The organism is Pedobacter sp. R-06 (assembly GCF_049913135.1).
Lineage (GTDB): Bacteria > Bacteroidota > Bacteroidia > Sphingobacteriales > Sphingobacteriaceae > Pedobacter.
The window spans coordinates 4,828,191-4,846,035 of sequence record NZ_CP183977.1; the positions used below are offsets into that span (position 1 = coordinate 4,828,191).

10 protein-coding genes are annotated in these 17,845 nt (G+C 40.2%); 2 read left to right on the forward strand and 8 right to left on the reverse strand.

Annotation, left to right across the window (positions count from 1 at the left end; all coding sequences use genetic code 11):
• Positions 1 to 13: 13 nt before the first annotated feature.
• From ACN9MR_RS19425 to ACN9MR_RS19460, 8 genes are all read right to left on the reverse strand, one after another.
• The gene (locus tag ACN9MR_RS19425) at positions 14 to 1,213 is read right to left on the reverse strand and encodes a cytochrome c3 family protein (RefSeq protein WP_426326190.1); all 1,200 of its coding nucleotides are present in this window, start codon (positions 1,211 to 1,213) and stop codon (positions 14 to 16) included.
• 14 nt (positions 1,214 to 1,227) lie between these two features.
• Complete coding sequence (locus ACN9MR_RS19430) at positions 1,228 to 2,979, reverse strand: cellulase family glycosylhydrolase (RefSeq protein WP_426326192.1); 1,752 nt, start codon at positions 2,977 to 2,979, stop codon at positions 1,228 to 1,230.
• A 24-nt stretch (positions 2,980 to 3,003) separates the two neighbouring features.
• Positions 3,004 to 4,407, reverse strand: a complete 1,404-nt coding sequence (locus ACN9MR_RS19435; RefSeq protein ID WP_426326194.1) for a glycoside hydrolase family 30 protein — start codon at positions 4,405 to 4,407, stop codon at positions 3,004 to 3,006.
• 89 nt (positions 4,408 to 4,496) lie between these two features.
• The gene (locus ACN9MR_RS19440) at positions 4,497 to 6,023 is read right to left on the reverse strand and encodes a RagB/SusD family nutrient uptake outer membrane protein (protein ID WP_426326196.1); all 1,527 of its coding nucleotides are present in this window, start codon (positions 6,021 to 6,023) and stop codon (positions 4,497 to 4,499) included.
• An 11-nt stretch (positions 6,024 to 6,034) separates the two neighbouring features.
• Complete coding sequence (locus tag ACN9MR_RS19445) at positions 6,035 to 9,178, reverse strand: SusC/RagA family TonB-linked outer membrane protein (protein WP_426326198.1); 3,144 nt, start codon at positions 9,176 to 9,178, stop codon at positions 6,035 to 6,037.
• 259 nt (positions 9,179 to 9,437) lie between these two features.
• Positions 9,438 to 12,356 carry a ligand-binding sensor domain-containing protein gene (locus tag ACN9MR_RS19450; protein ID WP_426326200.1) on the reverse strand — a complete coding sequence of 973 codons (2,919 nt, stop codon included), beginning with the start codon at positions 12,354 to 12,356 and terminating at the stop codon, positions 9,438 to 9,440.
• A gap of 802 nt (positions 12,357 to 13,158) precedes the next feature.
• Positions 13,159 to 13,818, reverse strand: a complete 660-nt coding sequence (locus ACN9MR_RS19455; protein WP_426326202.1) for a GDSL-type esterase/lipase family protein — start codon at positions 13,816 to 13,818, stop codon at positions 13,159 to 13,161.
• 539 nt (positions 13,819 to 14,357) lie between these two features.
• Complete coding sequence (locus ACN9MR_RS19460) at positions 14,358 to 16,439, reverse strand: FUSC family membrane protein (protein ID WP_426326204.1); 2,082 nt, start codon at positions 16,437 to 16,439, stop codon at positions 14,358 to 14,360.
• Positions 16,440 to 16,946: 507 nt separating this feature from the next.
• Here ACN9MR_RS19460 and ACN9MR_RS19465 point away from each other — a divergent pair.
• Positions 16,947 to 17,138 (forward strand): hypothetical protein, encoded by a 192-nt coding sequence (locus tag ACN9MR_RS19465; RefSeq protein ID WP_426326206.1) that lies wholly within the window; start codon positions 16,947 to 16,949, stop codon positions 17,136 to 17,138.
• 204 nt (positions 17,139 to 17,342) lie between these two features.
• Positions 17,343 to 17,843 carry a GNAT family N-acetyltransferase gene (locus ACN9MR_RS19470; protein ID WP_426326208.1) on the forward strand — a complete coding sequence of 167 codons (501 nt, stop codon included), beginning with the start codon at positions 17,343 to 17,345 and terminating at the stop codon, positions 17,841 to 17,843.
• The last annotated feature ends 2 nt before the right edge of the window (positions 17,844 to 17,845 follow it).

Sequence of the window (17,845 nt, forward strand, 5' to 3'; positions counted from 1 at the left end):
ACAAGTTTAGGTTTTACTTATTAATAACGGGATAAATGGCAATATGGTGTGAACGTAACCGGTATGGACTTAAATGATCTTTTCCCGCCTGTTGAAAGGTAATCAGCTTTGAAGATTCTTTAGGCATATGGCAGTCGATACAATTGGTACTCAGCAACCCTTTTGCTAAAGTGGCTTTGCTATGCTTGGTACTTTTGTGGCAATTGATACAGCGTTGCGAATAAAGGCTTAAGTTTCCTTTAATATTTTCGTGTGTATTGTGGCACGATTGGCAGGTCATGGTTTCATTTTTCCGATAGCAATTACTGCCCTGTAACATGGCGCTTTGGTTACCGTGTACATCAATATTACCACCACCAAAACCTGTAAAATCCTGCGAATAATAAGCATCCAGATCATCGCCAGGCTGGAAACCGAATACAGATTGCTGTGCTACCAGCGTATTGCCCGAATGACAAACAGCGCAAACATCCATCTTTTGTTTACGGCTAAGTGTTTTATACAATGTGATAAATTTTGCAGTCTTTTCTTCGGGGTTCTCCATATGAAAAACAACATGTTTTTTAGCTGGCCCATGGCAACGTTCGCAATCTATCCCATAAATAACGGAGCCTTTTTCCATTTCCTCATCTTTTGAAAAAGTAGATTTTTGTGTGATTTTAATATCTACATAAGAAGCGTGGCACTCTAAACAACGGCTCGTTATCGCCCGATCATAATAAAAGCTTTCTTTTGGAAAACCAGGGCTGATGGCCCAATTCTTAATAGCAGCAAAGTAAGATAAAGGCAGTTCGTACATTTTCTTTCCTTGCCAATAGGTATAAGTAAAGGCTTTTTCGCCTGAACCGAACTGCATATCAAACTTTTGCGCACGCACAGCTTTTCCATGCTGATAAGCGACCTGAAATATACCGCTGTCTCTCTTTTCTACTATTACTTTTTGGTTTGCATCATATTGGAAACTATTCGAATCAGGGGCGAAAATTTTTAACAAAGCAGCATCTACAACAGGCTTAGAGGTTAAACCATGCGGACTATGTGCATAAGACTGCGATAAATCTTTATGGCATTTCGCGCAGGTAGCCGCTCCGGCATAGGCCTCGCCTCTCGCATCTTCAGGCAATCGGTCGGCCACATTCATGCATCTCGAAAGAACAACAACCGCAATGGCAATTGCTCCCAAAATAAGCAGGATACGTTTTACGCCTTTCAAAATGATATTTTGTTTTATTTTACGAATTGAATATAACCAAAATTATAACCGCCAACAGCTGTTAAAACTTTAATCTTTTGTCTACCTGCTTTTAAAGCAAGCTTTTTAACCTCAAATGTTGTAAACTTCTTATTGTCTCCGGTATTAGGCACCACAATATCCTTAGCTACCACCTTGCCATCGATTATAATGGTAATCCTACCTCCGGCGTTATCTGCCGCAGCATTTATTTTTAAAATGTAAGTCCCTTTTTGCGAAATATTTACGGTGTACTGCAGCCACTCCCCCTTTTCGATATGGTTTACATAATACTTTTCGTACTGGGTAGAATCTTTAACAATATCCACACCATCGTTCCTGTAAATCCGACCGCGGTTTCCGCTTGATCGTTTTCCTGTTGAAGTATGGTAATCGGCTGTATCGGTATCAAAATAAGCTTTGCCGTTTTTACCTAAATCGTAATCTACAGCATACACAATGCTTTTATCTTTAATTAAATTGGGCTTAAACGGCTTGGTTTCGTTACTAAAGGGCTGACGGATCATGGCATCGATCACATCGCTGTGAATGATGGTATTTTCTAATCTCGAATAAATAGCCAGCTCCATTAAACCGCTGTATACATTGCTGTCTTTAGGTTTGTTTCCACCGTTATTGAGGTACTTTACCAGCGCGTCGTAATTAGGGTTCGATTTAATTTCCATCGGATTATTTTCCCCTATCTTTTTCAATGGCCACCAAGACCAGCCAATATTATTTTTTTCTAAAAGATGGATGGCATCCGTAAACCAGACATTCGAATTTTCTCCTGTTTCGCCAAGCCAAACCGGAACATTCTGCTCATCTCTGGCTTTAATAATATGTGCTATTGAAGCCTGATCGTTATAATTCCAGTATTTATGATAACTCAAAACCATGTTTTTATCCCATAATGGAAAAATGCCATTGTAATTATTGCCCCAACCATTGCCTTCGATAATAATGATATGTTTTTGATCAACCTCACGGATGGCTTTGGTAATCTCGACCATTAATTTTCTTAAAGGTGCATTTACTTTTTCCTTTGTTCCGTTTTTATCTTCATCAGGGTTTGAGAAACCATAATTGGGTTCGTTCAAAATATCGTATGCGCCAATATAAGGTTCATCTTTATAGCGCTCGGCCAGTTTTTTCCAAAGTGCTATCGTTTTTTCCTGATTGGCCTCACTATCCCACAAATAAGGTTTCGATGGATCGCGGTCGGCGATGTTTAAATCGTTTCCTTGTCCGCCGGGTGCAGCGTGCAAATCTAAAATCAGGTACATTTTATTGACCTTACACCAGGCTAGTAAGCTATCGGTTAGGGTAAAACCTTTCTCCAGCCAGGTATTTTTGCCTGCAACAGGCTCTTTATCTGCCGGAAGGGTGTATAAATTGTAGTGCATGGGTAAACGGATGGAATTAAAACCCCAGCGTTTCATCGAATCGACATCTATTTTGCGCATGTGGTTGGCCAGCCAGGCATCATAAAACTCCTGGGTCTGTTTTGGGCCCATCAGTTCCTCTATGCGCTCGCGGATGCGGTACTGTTGTGCCTCTTTGTTGATTTTGAGCATGTAGCCCTCTTGCAACATCCAGCCCCCTAAACCAAAACCGCGGAGCAAAACATTCTCGCCTTTTGCATTGACTATTTTTTTGCCATCGGCCTTTAAAAATCCTTGACTAAACCCTGTAAACGAAACAATGCTTAGCAGAAAAATATATAAGATTGATTTTGTAAAAGACATAAATTAAAGGTTAGATTTAGATAATTACCAGATATAAGTGGCTACAGATCCTTTATCGAGTGTTGCTACAAGTGTTTTGCCATTAAAGCTAATATTAAACGTAGTGGCATTTTTGCCGCTATTGGCTACGATTAAAACGTGTTTACCACCGGGCGTTTTAAAGGCAACATTTGGCAGATCGATTAAATCGTTTGTAGCCACCCGAACAGCGCCCGGCCGCACAAACTTAGAAGCATGGGCAATGGAATAATAAGCCAGGTTTCTGCTATAGGCATCTTTATCAATGGTTACGGCACCCTGGCACATGGAGCAACCGCCCCTATCAGTATAAGGTTTATTCTCGGGATCGGCTGCCAGATTCCACTCCAATACATTTTTGCTCCAGTTTCTGGTAGCACCGATAATCAAACGACTAACCGGATTAACAATTTTAATATCCGCAGCATCTGGCTGTTCTACTACCATTTGCTCAGAGAAGTAAATGTTCTTATCAGGATGGGCATTGTGCACATCAGTTAAGGCTTCAATCTTTCCTCCGTACAGGTGAAAGGCCGATCCATCTATATATTTTTTGGCTTCCGGATCATCCAAAATGCTAATCGGGTAATCCGGGCGATCGGCATTATGATCGTACACAATAATTTTGGTTTTAATATTGGCTTTAGCAAAAGCAGGACCGAGAAATTTCTTTACAAAAAGCGCCTGATCTGGTGCAACCATCAGCAAACTGGGATTATTGCCGGGGTGTAAAGGTTCGTTCTGAACGGTAATCGCATCAATCGGGATACCTTCTTTTTGCATTTCCTGCACATAACGGACAAAATATTTAGCGTAAGCGTCATAAAACTCAGGCTTTAACATGCCTCCCCGGGCATCATAAGTAGTTTTCATCCATAAGGGAGGAGACCATGGCGAGCCCATAATCTTTAACTTTGGGTTTATCGCGAGGATTTCCTTCATTACCGGAATCACATCCATTTTATCCTGGCCTAAATCAAATTTAGCCTGTGTTAAATCGGTTTGTCCTTCGGGAAGGTCGTTATAAGAAAATACTTTTTCATTTAAATCAGAAGCACCAATGCTTAACCTGATATAGCTTACCCCGATGTTGTTTCCATCAGTAGCAAATAACTCTTTCAATAAAGCCGCCCTGGCTGGTGCCGACATTTTAACAATATGCTGCGCACTTCCACCGGTTAAGGCATAACCGAAGCCATCAATTGTTTGATAAGTTTCTTTGTCGTTTACAGTAATGGTTGGCAGGTTGTTTTTAGCTACATTAAAACTTATTTTGGCCGCTTGCTTAGCAAATAAAACAGATCGGTCTGCCTTGGTAAGCCAAACATCTGCCTGGTTTTGGGCAACAGCGGAAAGTGATGAACAGGTAAAAACACAGGCCATAAAAAGGAGCCGTTTAGTAAGTAGCATAGACAATGATGATCGGATTAAAAAACAGGAAGAAAGAACTCGCTCTCTCCCTGTTAACAATTAAACTTTAAGGTTATTTAGATGGCAACTTATTTTGTACCGCCCCACTCTTTACTCTGAAGAATTTTGGTGTTGTTTAACTCAGCCTGTGGGATGGGCAGGGTCTCGTTTTTATTTGCCTGAAATCCTTTATAAGCCAGTTTGGTTGGGGCCAGTTTCCACCTAACCAAATCAAACCACCTTTGTCCTTCGGCTACCAGTTCCAAACGTCTTTCTTTCATGATGTTATCCATGGTTACCGCAACAGGATTTAAACCTACACGGGCCCTTACTGCATTGAAGAAAATGTATGCCCGGGTACCTGCACCAACTGCAGCGCCACTTTTCAATAATGCTTCGGCTTCCATTAAGTATGTATCTGCCAAACGTATTTCGTACATATTCTGACCAAAGTTTAATTCTAACTGGCCAACAGCAGCTTTGGTAGAAACTCTTCCAGCATATTTCTCAACAAAATATCCGGTATTATCATTGGCATGTTTGTAGGTTACAATACCAGCTTTCTCCAAACTATCTAAATTGGCAACCGTAGGTTTGTTACGCGGGTCGTAGTGAATTAAATCGAATAACTCTTTGGTTATCGGCATAACACTCCAACCCGAAACATAGTCTGGTGCTTGTGCAGCAATTACAGGCACATAGTTACGCGGCCCTACTAAAATACCCATAACATTACCTTCGCGGCTTCCTACATTACCCCAGCCCATATTTGAGGTAGTATTGTAGCTGAGTTCTAAAATAGATTCTGAGTTGAATTTGTTTTTCCAATTCCACAGATCGGCAAAGTTTGGTAATAGCTTATATCCATAAGTACTCGCGCCTGGTGCGGTACCATTAACCAATGCAAATTCTACAGCTGCCGGAGCCCATTTTTCTTGCCATAAGTAAACCTTGCCTAAAACTGCATGAACTGCCCCTTGATTCAAACGCCCTGCATCAGCAGTAGGGATAGTTACAGGAAGAGCAGATAATGATTCTGTTAAGTCTGTTTCTATTTGTTTATAAACATCGGCAGGGGCAACCTGTGTAACATCGAACATACCAGAAGGCTCTACTGGTGCCAAGATTAGTGGTATATTTTTGAAGATACGCACCAAATCAAAATAAAATATCGCACGTAATGCTTTAGCTTCAGCAATATACCTTGCCTTGGTTGAAGCATCCATCGTAATGCCTTCTATTTTTTTCAATAAAACATTTGCGCGGTAAACGCCGGTAAAGCCTTTACTCCACAAATAACTTGGGCCACCCGATAATGAGTTTACCGTATAATTATTCATTGCTTGCATATCTCCTAAATCTGATGGAGAATCGGCACCGGCGAAATGATCATCTGATGCAGAGCTAAATAAATTAAGTTTTGTGAGGTAGCCACTAGACTGATTACCCAATTGATCATAAACAGCTACCAAACCAGTAAAAGCTTGCTGCTGGCTTTGATAATAACTTGTCTCTAAAATACGTTCACGCGGATTTACGTCCAGTTGTTTTTGACAAGAAACGATTAGTTGAGAAGCGGTTAAAAGTACTGCAATAGCTAAAATATTCTTTTTCATTTTAATTTTTTTTAGAATCCAACATTTAAACCTACCATAAACGAACGGGCTTGCGGATAAATTCCCCGATCTATACCCAATACGGTTCCACCGATTTCGGGGTCGTAACCGGTATACTTTGTAATGGTCCAAAGGTTTTCACTCATCAGATATACCCGAACTTTTTGTGCGCCAATTTTTTTAATCACATTACCTGGAAGGTTATAACCTACCTGAAGGGTTTTTAAACGGAAATAATCTCCTTTTTCCAAATAATTTTTAGAGAACTTGGTATAGTTTCCGTTAAGATCTTTATCTGCAACACGCGGAACAGTAGTTGATGGGTTTGTTGGTGTCCACCTATCAAGAATAGATTTTTGCCAGTTTCCATAGGTTACATCTAAACGTCTTAATCCCTGGAAGATCATATTTCCACCTACACCGTTTCCGAAGGCAACAAAATCAAAGTTTTTATATGCCAAATTAATGGTAATACCGTATGTATATTTTGGAAGCGGACTACCTAAATAAGTACGGTCACTACCATTTATAGTTTCATTTCCATCTAAGTTGGCAAATTTAATATCTCCGGGTTTTGCAGCAGGTTGCAGCACTGTGCCACCTGGTCCTGTGTAGGCATTAATTTCTGCCTGCGACTGGAAAATACCAACCGCATCATACCCATAAAACTCATTGAATGATCGCCCGATTGCGGTACGGGTGAAGTTACCCATGCCCTGAAAACTTTGTGCGTTATCCTCTATAAACTCTCTTCCGGGCAATAACTTGGTTACCTTATTTTTTAAAGTTGAGATATTGGCATTAATACCTAAATTAAGCTCACCGATTTTTTTTCTGTAACCTAATTCGAATTCTATACCGGTGTTCTGCATATCACCAACATTTTCTGCGGCACCACCAGCGGCACCTAAATAAAGTGGAATAGAAGGTGTTTGCAACACACCGATAGTTTTCTTTTTGAAGTAAGAGGCACTAAGTGTAAAATCATTGAACAATGTAGCATCTAAACCAATATCTGTTTGGTGGGTTTCTTCCCATTTCAAATCCGGATTTGATAAGGCGGCCGGGCTCCATCCGATAGTGCTTACATCTGTAGTACCAAAAGTATAATTACGTCCGCTGTTTACCAATGATACGTAGCTGAAATCGCCGATTGCATCGTTTCCTGTAATTCCGTAACTACCCCGTAATTTTAAAAAATTAACGATGTTGTTTTCTTTCCAGAAAGCCTCTTTTGTAGGCACCCAACCTATTGAGGCTGAAGGGAAGTAACCAAACCGGTTGTTTGTACCAAAGCGTGAAGAACCATCACGGCGAATAATACCTGTAAATAGATATTTTTCATCATAATCATAAGTTACACGGGTAAATAATGAGTTAACAACATGCAAGGTAGCATCACTACCATCACCTTGGATATCGGCAGTTGCCGGTTTATAATTTAAATTACTCTGATAAAAATTCTGTGCAATGATATTGTTAAACCTTACGTTTAAGCCACGGTTATTGTTGTCCATATAATAACCTTGACCGAAAATCGCATATGCATGATGTTTACCAAAGCTTTTTGAATAGCTGACGGTATTTTCCCAGTTATAATTTAATGTCATATTCATCTCGCGATAGAAATTCGCCTTAGTATTGGTGTTTGAAGGACTTAACCAGAATAACGGGGTATAAGATTCCGAACCATAAAAAGCAAGTTTCGTTCCCAGCGATGATCTGAATTTTAAATTCTGAATGGGCTCAATTTCCAAGAAAGCATTACCAACGATGTTGTGATCCCAACCATAGTTACCCAATCTGGTTTGAATATAAGCCAGCGGATTACTCATTTCCTGACCAACAGGGCCAGAAATACCATAAGGAAATCCTGTGGCCGGATCTCTTATAATATTCGCAATGGTATAAGGAGATTTCCCTATAGCTGTTGGATCGGTTTGAATAACCGGGGTAATTGGATCTAAATGGATTGCCGAACTTAAAGGGCCACCGAACTCACTATTGGTATTACCTAAAGAACTGTTAACCGAATGGCTATAGCCTAAATTCTCGCCAAAGCTTATCCACTTGGCAGGCTTAAATGTAGAATTAATACGAATGTTAGCACGATTGAAATTAGAAATCGGCGTGGCTACAATACCTTCCTGATCTATATAACCAAAAGAAGTATAAAAGGTAGATTTATTGGTTCCGCCAGAAACGCTAAACTCGTGGGTTTGCCTGCGGGCATCGTTATTAAAAACAACCGATTGCCAATCAGTGCCTTCTCCATAAGATGATGGATTTGAATACGGAAGTGTTAAAGGGCCGTCAGTTGCTGCATTATAACTATTTGAATATGCTTCATTTCTGATCGTTGCATATTCACTTGCGTTTAGCAGTTTTAGCTTTTTAGCCGGCGCCTGTGTACCGTAAAATCCATTGTAATTTATGGATAACCTTCCTTCTTTACCCTTTTTGGTCGAGATAATAATTACCCCGTTTGCCGCCCGGGCACCATAAATTGCCTGCGAAGCTGCGTCTTTTAAAACCTCAATAGATTCGATGTCTGATTGATTTAAATAACCAATGCCACCATTATCTACAATTACACCATCAACAACCCAAAGCGGATCGTTATTACCTGAAGATGCAAAAGAGGTAAAGCCCCTCACTCTCACTGTTGAAGCAGATCCCGGCTGTCCATTGCCACTGGCAATAGTTAAACCAGATGTTCTCCCCTGTAAGGCTTGCTCTACCCTGTTAATAGGCATCGATTCCAGATCTTTTGCCTTTACGCTCGAGATTGACCCGGTTACCAGGGCTTTTTTCTGTGTACCATAACCCACTACAACCACTTCCGTTAAATCTTTCGAATCGGCTGCAAGCGAAACATTAATGCGGCCGCCTGCCGGAACAGTTACCGTTTGCGTTGCCATGCCTATTAAACTGATGGTCAATTTGCCGCCAACAGGTGCCTGGATACTAAAAACACCATTGGCATCAGTAGATGCAGCTTTGGTAGTTCCATCAAGCTTAACTGTTACGCCAGGTAAAGGGGCACCATTTTGTTCTGTTACTTTTCCTGTAACCGGTATGTCTTGTGCCAATAAGGCCAGCGGAAATGCCAGGAGACAGTACATGAAGAATACGAATGTAAATCTTCCTCTCATAGAAATTAGTTTTAAGTTAATATTTGGTTAGTTAATGACCGGGGCTTTTGGCAGCCCGTTTCATAAATCAAATCTATAGCCGTGCAATACAATTGAACAATTTTGCGCTACTACACAAACCATACAAGAGCCCTCAATTAACCGAAAAAGAAGATTTTTAGGCCTACATAAGCCCTACAGGAAATACACAGTAATACTGATTTGCAAGCACTTAAGTTGTTTTAACTAAAAATGTTGTTATTGTAACAAAAACATCGGTTTATGATGTTTTTTGGCGGGCAATGTTGATCAGAAATTCGTATAAATTAGTCTCAGGCTTAAGCTGAAGTTTCTTTCTTAAGCGATATCGGCCCACTTCGATAGCTTTAATGGTTACATTCATCAACTGTGCCATTTCTTTTGACGAAAGATTCATCGATAAATAGGCACAAAACTTTAAATCGTTCTGACTTAAATCAGGGTAGAGGTCTTTAAGCTTATTAAAAAATTCGGTGTTTACATGATTAAAGTGTACGCTCATATGATCCAGTTCCTGGTCTTTCTTTTCTACATCTTTAATCAGCCTGATCAGGTGCCTGAAACTTGGCGAGCTTTCGTTAATGTCATGGTTTTTAATTACTGCCGATATAACTTCTTTAATTTTTGCCAAAACTTTACCACGCTGAACCAGGTGCATGGTCATGGTAGAAAGCTCTTTGTTTTTATAATTTACATCAGCTTCAAGCTTTTCATTTTGCAGTCTTACAATTTCTTTTTCGTTCCGATCCAGTTCCAGCTGGTGCAGGTAACTCATTCGCTCCTGCTCTTTTATATGTTTCTTTTTTTGCCACCTGATAACCAGCCTTAAAGCCAATACAATTAAAATAAGGTAAAAAATCCGCATCCAAATGGTATTGTACCAGGCGGGCAGTACTACAAAAGTATAGCTTACCACATCCGATTCGTTACTGATACCGGTACTGGCCTTTACATTAAACGTATATTTTCCGGCAGGTAAATTGGTATAGTCTTTTTCACTTTTTGTGCTCCATGCCGACCATTCGCTATCAAAGCCAATAAGCTGGTAGCTGAATTTAATATTTTTATCGTGCTCAAAAAGCGTAGAAGCATATTCGAAATGAATAGAATTTAAGCTGTATACATATTCAGGTATTTCTTGCAAATCTTGCTTCGGCACAATGGCGCCTTTATTTACAAAATAGCCTCCAAAAACCACACTGTCTTTATTACCCATTAATTTAACCATGCCTAGCACTACATTTGGCCGGGTTATATTCTGAATGTATTTCTGGTAATTGATATGGTAAGCCCCTTTATTTGCACCTATAAATATGTTTTTGCTATCGGGCGTATATATCGATTCGAAACCACCAACCACCTTACCATTTAGCTCCGGCAGGTATAAAATACTGAAAGCATTTTTGCCCTGCGGTCTGTGGAAATCGATTACGCCTACTTTTTTATTGGTTATAAACCAGATATTACCATCGTTATCTTCTTTAAGGTACTGGATCGGAACACCATTGAGTGCCGATCCCAACAATTTAAACCGGATAAACTTTTTACTGACCGCATTGTATTCAAAAATCCCGCTTATAGTAGCAATTACCACCCTATTTTTAAGGTGGAATACGTAATTATAGAGCTTGGTAGGTAAGCCATCCCGATCAGAGCATAACGTGGTATGCAGGATACTTTTATGATCCGGTTTTAGTTCTATCTTATATACACCATGATAAGGATGCGAAGCCCAGATCAGATCGGGATTATTGTTATCGGCCACAATAAAGCGTAGGGTTTCATTAATCCCGGCAATTTTGCCGCCGTTAATAAAGCGGCTTCCATCGTAATTTATTTCCTGTAGTCCGGCATAAGTGCCTGCAATTACCTCTTTGCTTGGGTAAACATTATCCATGCTTTGGTACATCCAGGTACCAATTGAGCTGTACAGCGGGGTGGCAACATTATCCTTCACCAGCAGGGTTCCGTCTTCGTGTGCCATGAGCAACTGGTTGTTAATTTCATCAAGCCCCCATACCTGCCCCTTGGTGTTTTTTACCTCTTCAAAATTTGCTATCGAATAGCTTAAATCGGGTAAAGCCGTATTAATTTTGGTACGGTACAAGCCATAAGAAGTGCCAATGTAGATCGATCCGCCATATTTAAGAAAAGCGTAACTGGTAATCTGCTTATTACGATCGGGAGAAATACTTTTAACTGCACTGTTTATGGCCACATAGGCAATTCCATCATCAAGGGCCAGCCACATATTCTTATCCTTATCCAGCAGTATACCCCTTACATTGTTATTTTGTAAGCCTTCTTTATAGTTGTATTTCTGTACCAGGTTACCCTGTTTAGTCATAATGTACACCCCACCCGAAGTGGTAGCTACAGCATATAAATTCGGACTGATTTGAGTGGTAAAATAAACCCGTTCGTTTAAAAAAACCTGGTCCAAACTGGTTTTTAAAGGTTTTAGCTGGTGGTTGACGACGAGAAAGAAGCCTTTTTTTAACATCGAAACCAATAAGGTATCGCCGCCATAAGGTAATACTGCAGTAATGCCTGAGCGGTTTAAAACGCTGTCCACGCAAAAAGGCTTCCACATTTCGTGGTCGTAAATCATCAGGCCCGAATCAGATGATTGTGAAAAAACTTTCCCCTTTGCCGTGCCCATAAACAGCCAGGTAGTATTGGTTTTATAACTTTTAATCACCCCATCTTTATAATGCAGAATAGCATGTATCGACCTAAAAAACACTTCATCGCGCACAATTGCAACGCCCCATATATCGGCCAGTTTCCGCATGTTTTCGGGCAGCAGGTTTAGTAGCGACGTGTATTTTAAAACACCTTGTGCATTAGGGTAGAAATAACCAAACTCATCTTGCCCGCCCACATAAATTCGGTTTTTAGAATCAATCCCTACCGAACGTACCGAGGTAAAGTTAGGCAACCTGAACAGGTTCCAATAGCGGCCGTTAAAAGTAAGCAGTCCCTCATTATTGCCAAAATAGAGGGTGCCATTTTTATCCTGCTCTACATCCCAATTCTGAATACCGCCATTATACTGCTCATTATTGTAATTTACCACTTGCGGAATACCCAATAGCACCTGGGCCTGGGCAAAATAAGTAGTAAAAAAGAATAATATAGCCAGTAGAAGTCTCTTCATAAGGTTAGGGGCGGTTAACGCAATAATAAATATATAATTTTAATTCCGGTTAACCTTGCATACAACTTTCCTCCAATATTAAACCAGATAGGTGTTATTTCTGAGGTGTGCTAAGGTAAGAAAAAAAAGAAGTAGTGCTTATTTTTTTGGAGCGGCTTGCCTGTAATGCTTAGGTTGGGGTCGGTCCCGCTTTCGCTTCAAGTCCTTGCTGCGCTATGGGCTTTCCGTTCAATCGGGGCTATTTTACCGGAGACTGTACAATAAATTAAAGCATAATGAAATGCTTATGTTTAGGTTGTAAAAAAAGAGGGGGTTGTTGTATTTTAAGGAGAGCATCCTAAATTTTTTCTGCCATATAAGAAATTTAAGGGCATTTGAGCTTATGTGTTCTTATATGTCTTATATGGTAAAATTGATATTAACCCGGTAGCAGCAACTTCTAAGGAGGGTTAAATTGCTGAGGTATTAAAAAAAATTTGACCTTTTTGGAGCGCAATACCTCTGGTGCTTAGGTTGGGGTCGGTCCCGCTTTCACTTCAAGTCCTCGCTGCGCTATGGGCTTTCCGTTCAATCGGGGCTATTTTTACCGGAGACTGTACAATAAATTAAAGCATAATTGAAATGCTTATGTTTAGGTTGTAAAAAAAGAGGGGGTTGTTGTATTTTAAGGAGAGCATCCTAAATTTTTTCTACCATATAAGAAATTTAAGGGCATTTGAGCTTATGTGTTCTTATATGTCTTATATGGTAAAATAATTAGAGAAAATATCTTGATCAGAAGCTCTTAGTTGGTAAAAAATGATTATTTCATTAAATACGGTTCAACCGCTTTGCGCCAGATGGCATAACCCGCAGCATTCATGTGCAACATATCATCCACAAAAAGTTCCGGCCTAAGCTTTCCATCTTTGGTTAACATCAAAGGATATATATTAACGAATTTCGTGTTGGCCTCTCCGGCTAAAAATTTCGCGATCAATGCATTCGAAGCTATTGCCTTTTCTTTAAATTTATCCCTGCTCGGACTTGGTTTAATAGAAATATAAACAATAGGCACAGTTGGCAACTTTGCCCTAATGGCATTGAATAAACGCATGGTACGGTTTAAAACAGTATCAGGTGTAACCGTTTCGTTTGGCAAATCATTCTCCCCCACATACAGTACAATCTGTTTTGGTTGGTAAGGAAAAACAACATCGTTTAAATAATATGTAATATCATTAATTACAGCACCACCGATACCGCGGTTTAAGGCATTGTATTTAGCGAAAATCCGTGTACAGTCGTCCCATTTCCTGATGGATGAACTTCCTACAAACAACACCGGATGAACGGGTGGTTTGTACATTTGATCGTACTTTTTAATGGTTTGCACATCATCCCAAAAATTAGGTTTCTTTTGGGCAAAAGCAGTTAAGACTAAAAAAGAGAGACAAAGCAGAACAAAGGATGATTTTTTCATAAAAGAATGTTTAAAACGGGCACAATATAGCAATATACAATTGCCGGTGAGTAAATCAAACAAATTTATTACCGCTGGTTTACGAGGTGATTGCCACAGGGGCGCGGGTTAAACACGGAGTTAGTGGCTAAGTCTGTCTCGTAGCATCGTCATTTCGAGCGAAACGCAGTGCAGTCGAGAAATCTTTTAAACTAGATTTTAATAACTCGGTTCAAAGATCTCTCCACTTCGCGTTGCTCCGGTCGAGATGACGATTTTTCTATAGGAATCTGTCATCCTGAGCGCAGCGAAGGATCTTTTACTTACAAATACATTTTGAAAATTAACATTTGATACGGTCTTCGACTCCGCTCAGACTAACAAACAATTAAATTAACCCCGAAAACCAGCACTGAACTTTGTAACTAAACCTGATTGTAATGGAAAGCCCGCAATCCCGATTTTTTCATCGGGAGCGGACTTGTAATGGAAAGCAGGACTACAATCCGCCAAGACCCACTGTCCTTTCATTTCCAAAAAACTTAGCTTAAAACTACCTATCAGTCCCGAAAACCAGCACTAAACCTCCTGAAATCGAATGATAAAGCCGCAATATGCGCCAGTTTTTGCCTGGTAGAATGGTCATCATGATCAATATCTATTATATTTACCTCAGATACAACATCAATTTTCAGCACATCTTCATGACTAAGGTTGCTTACAATCTGGCTAAGCAACAACGGGTCGGCCCGTTCGGGTTTATGGTTAAGCGAAAGGTATATAGAAGTAATAATCGCATTGATCTGGTAAATGGTCGATTGTACGCCATACAAACCATTAAAATCGATATGTTTGCGCATGGGCTCCTGGCTGGCCGATTCAATCGCTTCACTTAATGCAGATAAACTCAGGTTGGCATTTTTCCTGGCCATACGCGAAATATTCTCGTCCAGGTTTTCCTTCCTTTCTATCGCCACCTGCAAATAGTGCAAACTGTCTTTTGTTGCTTTGCTTATTTTCTCCTTCAACTGGCGGCTGTCCCAAATGGGGAAAAGATAAGTGGCAAAAATGGCAATTACACAGCCCAGCACCGTAAATATAATCCTGTCGTGTACAATATGATCGAAATGCCCCTGGTAACTGCCCAATGTTAAAATTACCGCAGGGGTAATACACAACACACTTATCGTATAATTTAAACGGTTAAAGGCATAAAAACCCAATAGAAAAATAACTGAAAAAGAAAGCAGCACTGCCGGGCTCTTTACAAAATAGATGATGATCAATCCGATAACCACCCCACCCAAGCTTCCTTTTAAACGCTGCAAGTTGCGTTTCCAGGTAATTGAAAATTTGGGCCGCGCCACAATTACCAGGGTGAGAAAAAGCCAGTAACTGTATTTGCTCGGCTCCAACTGCCACATGAGTAAAAAACCAAACAGAAAACAGATGGCCAAACGCAGCGAAAACCTGAAGATAGGCGATTTTAAGGTAAGGTGTTCCCTGATCGAAAATCGATCGCCGGTAACAAACAAGGGATAAGAAATAGATCCGCTCAATTCTTGTAAGTGTTTCTCAGGCCTGCGCTCGTTGCCCCTGATCATTTCGATAATGCGAACAATATCGTTCATGTTCGAAACCACTTTCAATACAATTTTACGCTGGGTTTCGTTTAAACGCTCCATTTCCTGCAACAGCATCAAGCGTTTCTGGTAATATTCGATATTGTTGGCCACTTCTCCTTTATAAGCCTTTGCCGACCGAACATGCCTGCCCAGTTGCTCGAGCTCTTTGGCCAGCAATTCAATTAAGCTGGCAATCAGTTTCAGGCTCGGGCCGGTTGCCAAAGTTTTTCGAACCAGAGCATAATCGTAATGTACGGCATTCAACTGTTCATACAAATCGATTAGTAACCGCGCGCGTTCCAATAACAACTGACCTTTAGGGTTATCGGGGTTCATGGCGTATTTATCAGTAAGCAGCAGATTGCGGATCAACTCGTGTTTCTGATTTACTTTAATGTGCAGTTTTATGGCTTCTTTTTGTTGCAGATCGAGCGGAATACCCACATCGTAATTCTTCGCTTTGGCATTCAAAAATACCGCACTGCTCATCAGGCATTCGAAAATGGCATGGTGAAGCGAGCGGTAAGGGCGGATTAAAATCTGGATTAAACTGATGATATAATACCAAACGCCACCAAGCAAAATATAACTGCTAAAATATAGCGGTCGTTCAGGGTGAAGCCCCATTACAAAGGTACATACAATCAGCGCCATGGTGCCGATCAGTGAGAGTTTCTGCCCATATACGGCAAACATCGAAAAGCTGAAAGCGGCAATTACAACAACCACCGCAGTGAGGTAAATATGATCTAAAACCGATGAAACCACCAGTGTAGTGGCAAAAAAGACGATAATGCTCGACAGCGCAGTTTTGAGTTTGTTCAGTCGGTTATCGGGCAGATCGGTCAGGCTGATCAATAAAGCACCAACCCCTATTCCTTTTGCTGCTTCAGGATTGCCCAGGTAAAAGAACAACATAATGGGCAATACCACGGTAATGGTGGTGCGTAGGGCATCAGAAAAGTATTCACCTAAAAAGAAATACGAAATGGTAGAGCCGATGCTGTTTTTGCCCATGTATATGTTAACGAATGCTAATAATTGATAAAAGCTGCAAAGATAACAGATTTATAATGCATGCATAGCAAATACCACATAAAACCAGATACCGATCTGTTCTTTGGGCTTTAGCAGAGTAATTGCATGTTTATAACTTATGTTATGTATTACTCCGTAGTGACGCTGCGCTGAACACTACGGAGAGAAGAGGATGATAAAGATTTTAGTTTTGAAAAATGACCCCAGACTTCCGACCTCGGTCACCCGACTCCCGACCAAAAGATTGCTTCACGCCATCGCAACGGTCCACCCCTTCAGTTCGCAATGACGTACGCTTTCAGACTAACTTATTCGCCCTGATACTACTTCGTGTCCTCCGCGCCTTCTTTTCTTCGTGACCTTTGTGGTTAAAAAAAATGCACCCAAACTTCTGACCTCGGTCACCCGACTCCCGACTAATTAAACAATTCCCAAAACAATTGCCTTTTAAAAAGAATTATATAAGTACACCTATAACAATTTGATATGAAAACGAAAATAATAATCTTAGTAACCGCTTTAGGTTTAGCATTGTCAGCATGTAGTGGTAAAAAAGCTGATCAGGAAAATGCGGATAGTACGTATAAATACACGGACACAAACAAAGTGATTGACAGTGCCAGTACTGATTCCATAGCAGATTCGACCACCAATGCCCCTGCTGACGCAAAAAATTAAAGAAAATAAACAAACAACTCGCGCTCATACTGAAAAGTATGGGCGCTTTTTTATGCCCGAACGTATTTGATAATAGCGATGAAAAAGAAAAACAAAGAATATCTTCTATTTTAAAAAACGAGAATATAGTTGACAATTTCAACTATATTTAGTTATTTTGCAATAGTTGATCTTATCAACTATATAACACATAAAATATAAATTATGACACCAATTTCATTTGCAGACATCAGGATCAGAACAACACTGCATCCGGGAGACTTAGGATATATCGCCTATATCCATGGGCACTTATATGCCAAAGAATGTGGTTACGGCCTTAGTTTTGAAGGATATGTGCTCGACGGCCTGAAAGATTTTGCTAAGGAATACGACCAGGAAAAAGATAGGATCTGGATATGCGAGCACAACGATAAGATAGTGGGTTGCCTTATTGCGCATCGCCGCAACGAAGCATTACAGTTCCGATACTTTATTTTCCTTCCCGAATATCGTGGACTGGGCCTAGGCAAACATCTGATGCAACAGTTCATTGCTTTCATGAAGGAAAAGGAAATAAAACATGCTTTTTTATGGACTACCGAAGAACAACTTACTGCTGTATCTTTATATACAAAGTATGGATTTCAATTAACTGAAGAAAAAACATCCAATAGCTTTGATAAGCCTCTTACAGAATTCCGCTACGATCTTTTATTCAATTAATT

Excerpts from the sequence above, each read along its gene's own strand:
- ACN9MR_RS19430 (WP_426326192.1), bottom strand. The coding sequence starts at position 2,979 with ATGTCTTTTACAAAATCAATCTTATATATTTTTCTGCTAAGCATTGTT.
- ACN9MR_RS19435 (WP_426326194.1), bottom strand. The coding sequence starts at position 4,407 with ATGCTACTTACTAAACGGCTCCTTTTTATGGCCTGTGTTTTTACCTGT.
- ACN9MR_RS19440 (WP_426326196.1), bottom strand. The coding sequence starts at position 6,023 with ATGAAAAAGAATATTTTAGCTATTGCAGTACTTTTAACCGCTTCTCAA.
- ACN9MR_RS19445 (WP_426326198.1), bottom strand. The coding sequence starts at position 9,178 with ATGAGAGGAAGATTTACATTCGTATTCTTCATGTACTGTCTCCTGGCA.
- ACN9MR_RS19450 (WP_426326200.1), bottom strand. The coding sequence starts at position 12,356 with ATGAAGAGACTTCTACTGGCTATATTATTCTTTTTTACTACTTATTTT.
- ACN9MR_RS19455 (WP_426326202.1), bottom strand. The coding sequence starts at position 13,818 with ATGAAAAAATCATCCTTTGTTCTGCTTTGTCTCTCTTTTTTAGTCTTA.
- ACN9MR_RS19460 (WP_426326204.1), bottom strand. The coding sequence starts at position 16,439 with ATGGGCAAAAACAGCATCGGCTCTACCATTTCGTATTTCTTTTTAGGT.
- ACN9MR_RS19465 (WP_426326206.1), top strand. The coding sequence starts at position 16,947 with ATGAAAACGAAAATAATAATCTTAGTAACCGCTTTAGGTTTAGCATTG.
- ACN9MR_RS19470 (WP_426326208.1), top strand. The coding sequence starts at position 17,343 with ATGACACCAATTTCATTTGCAGACATCAGGATCAGAACAACACTGCAT.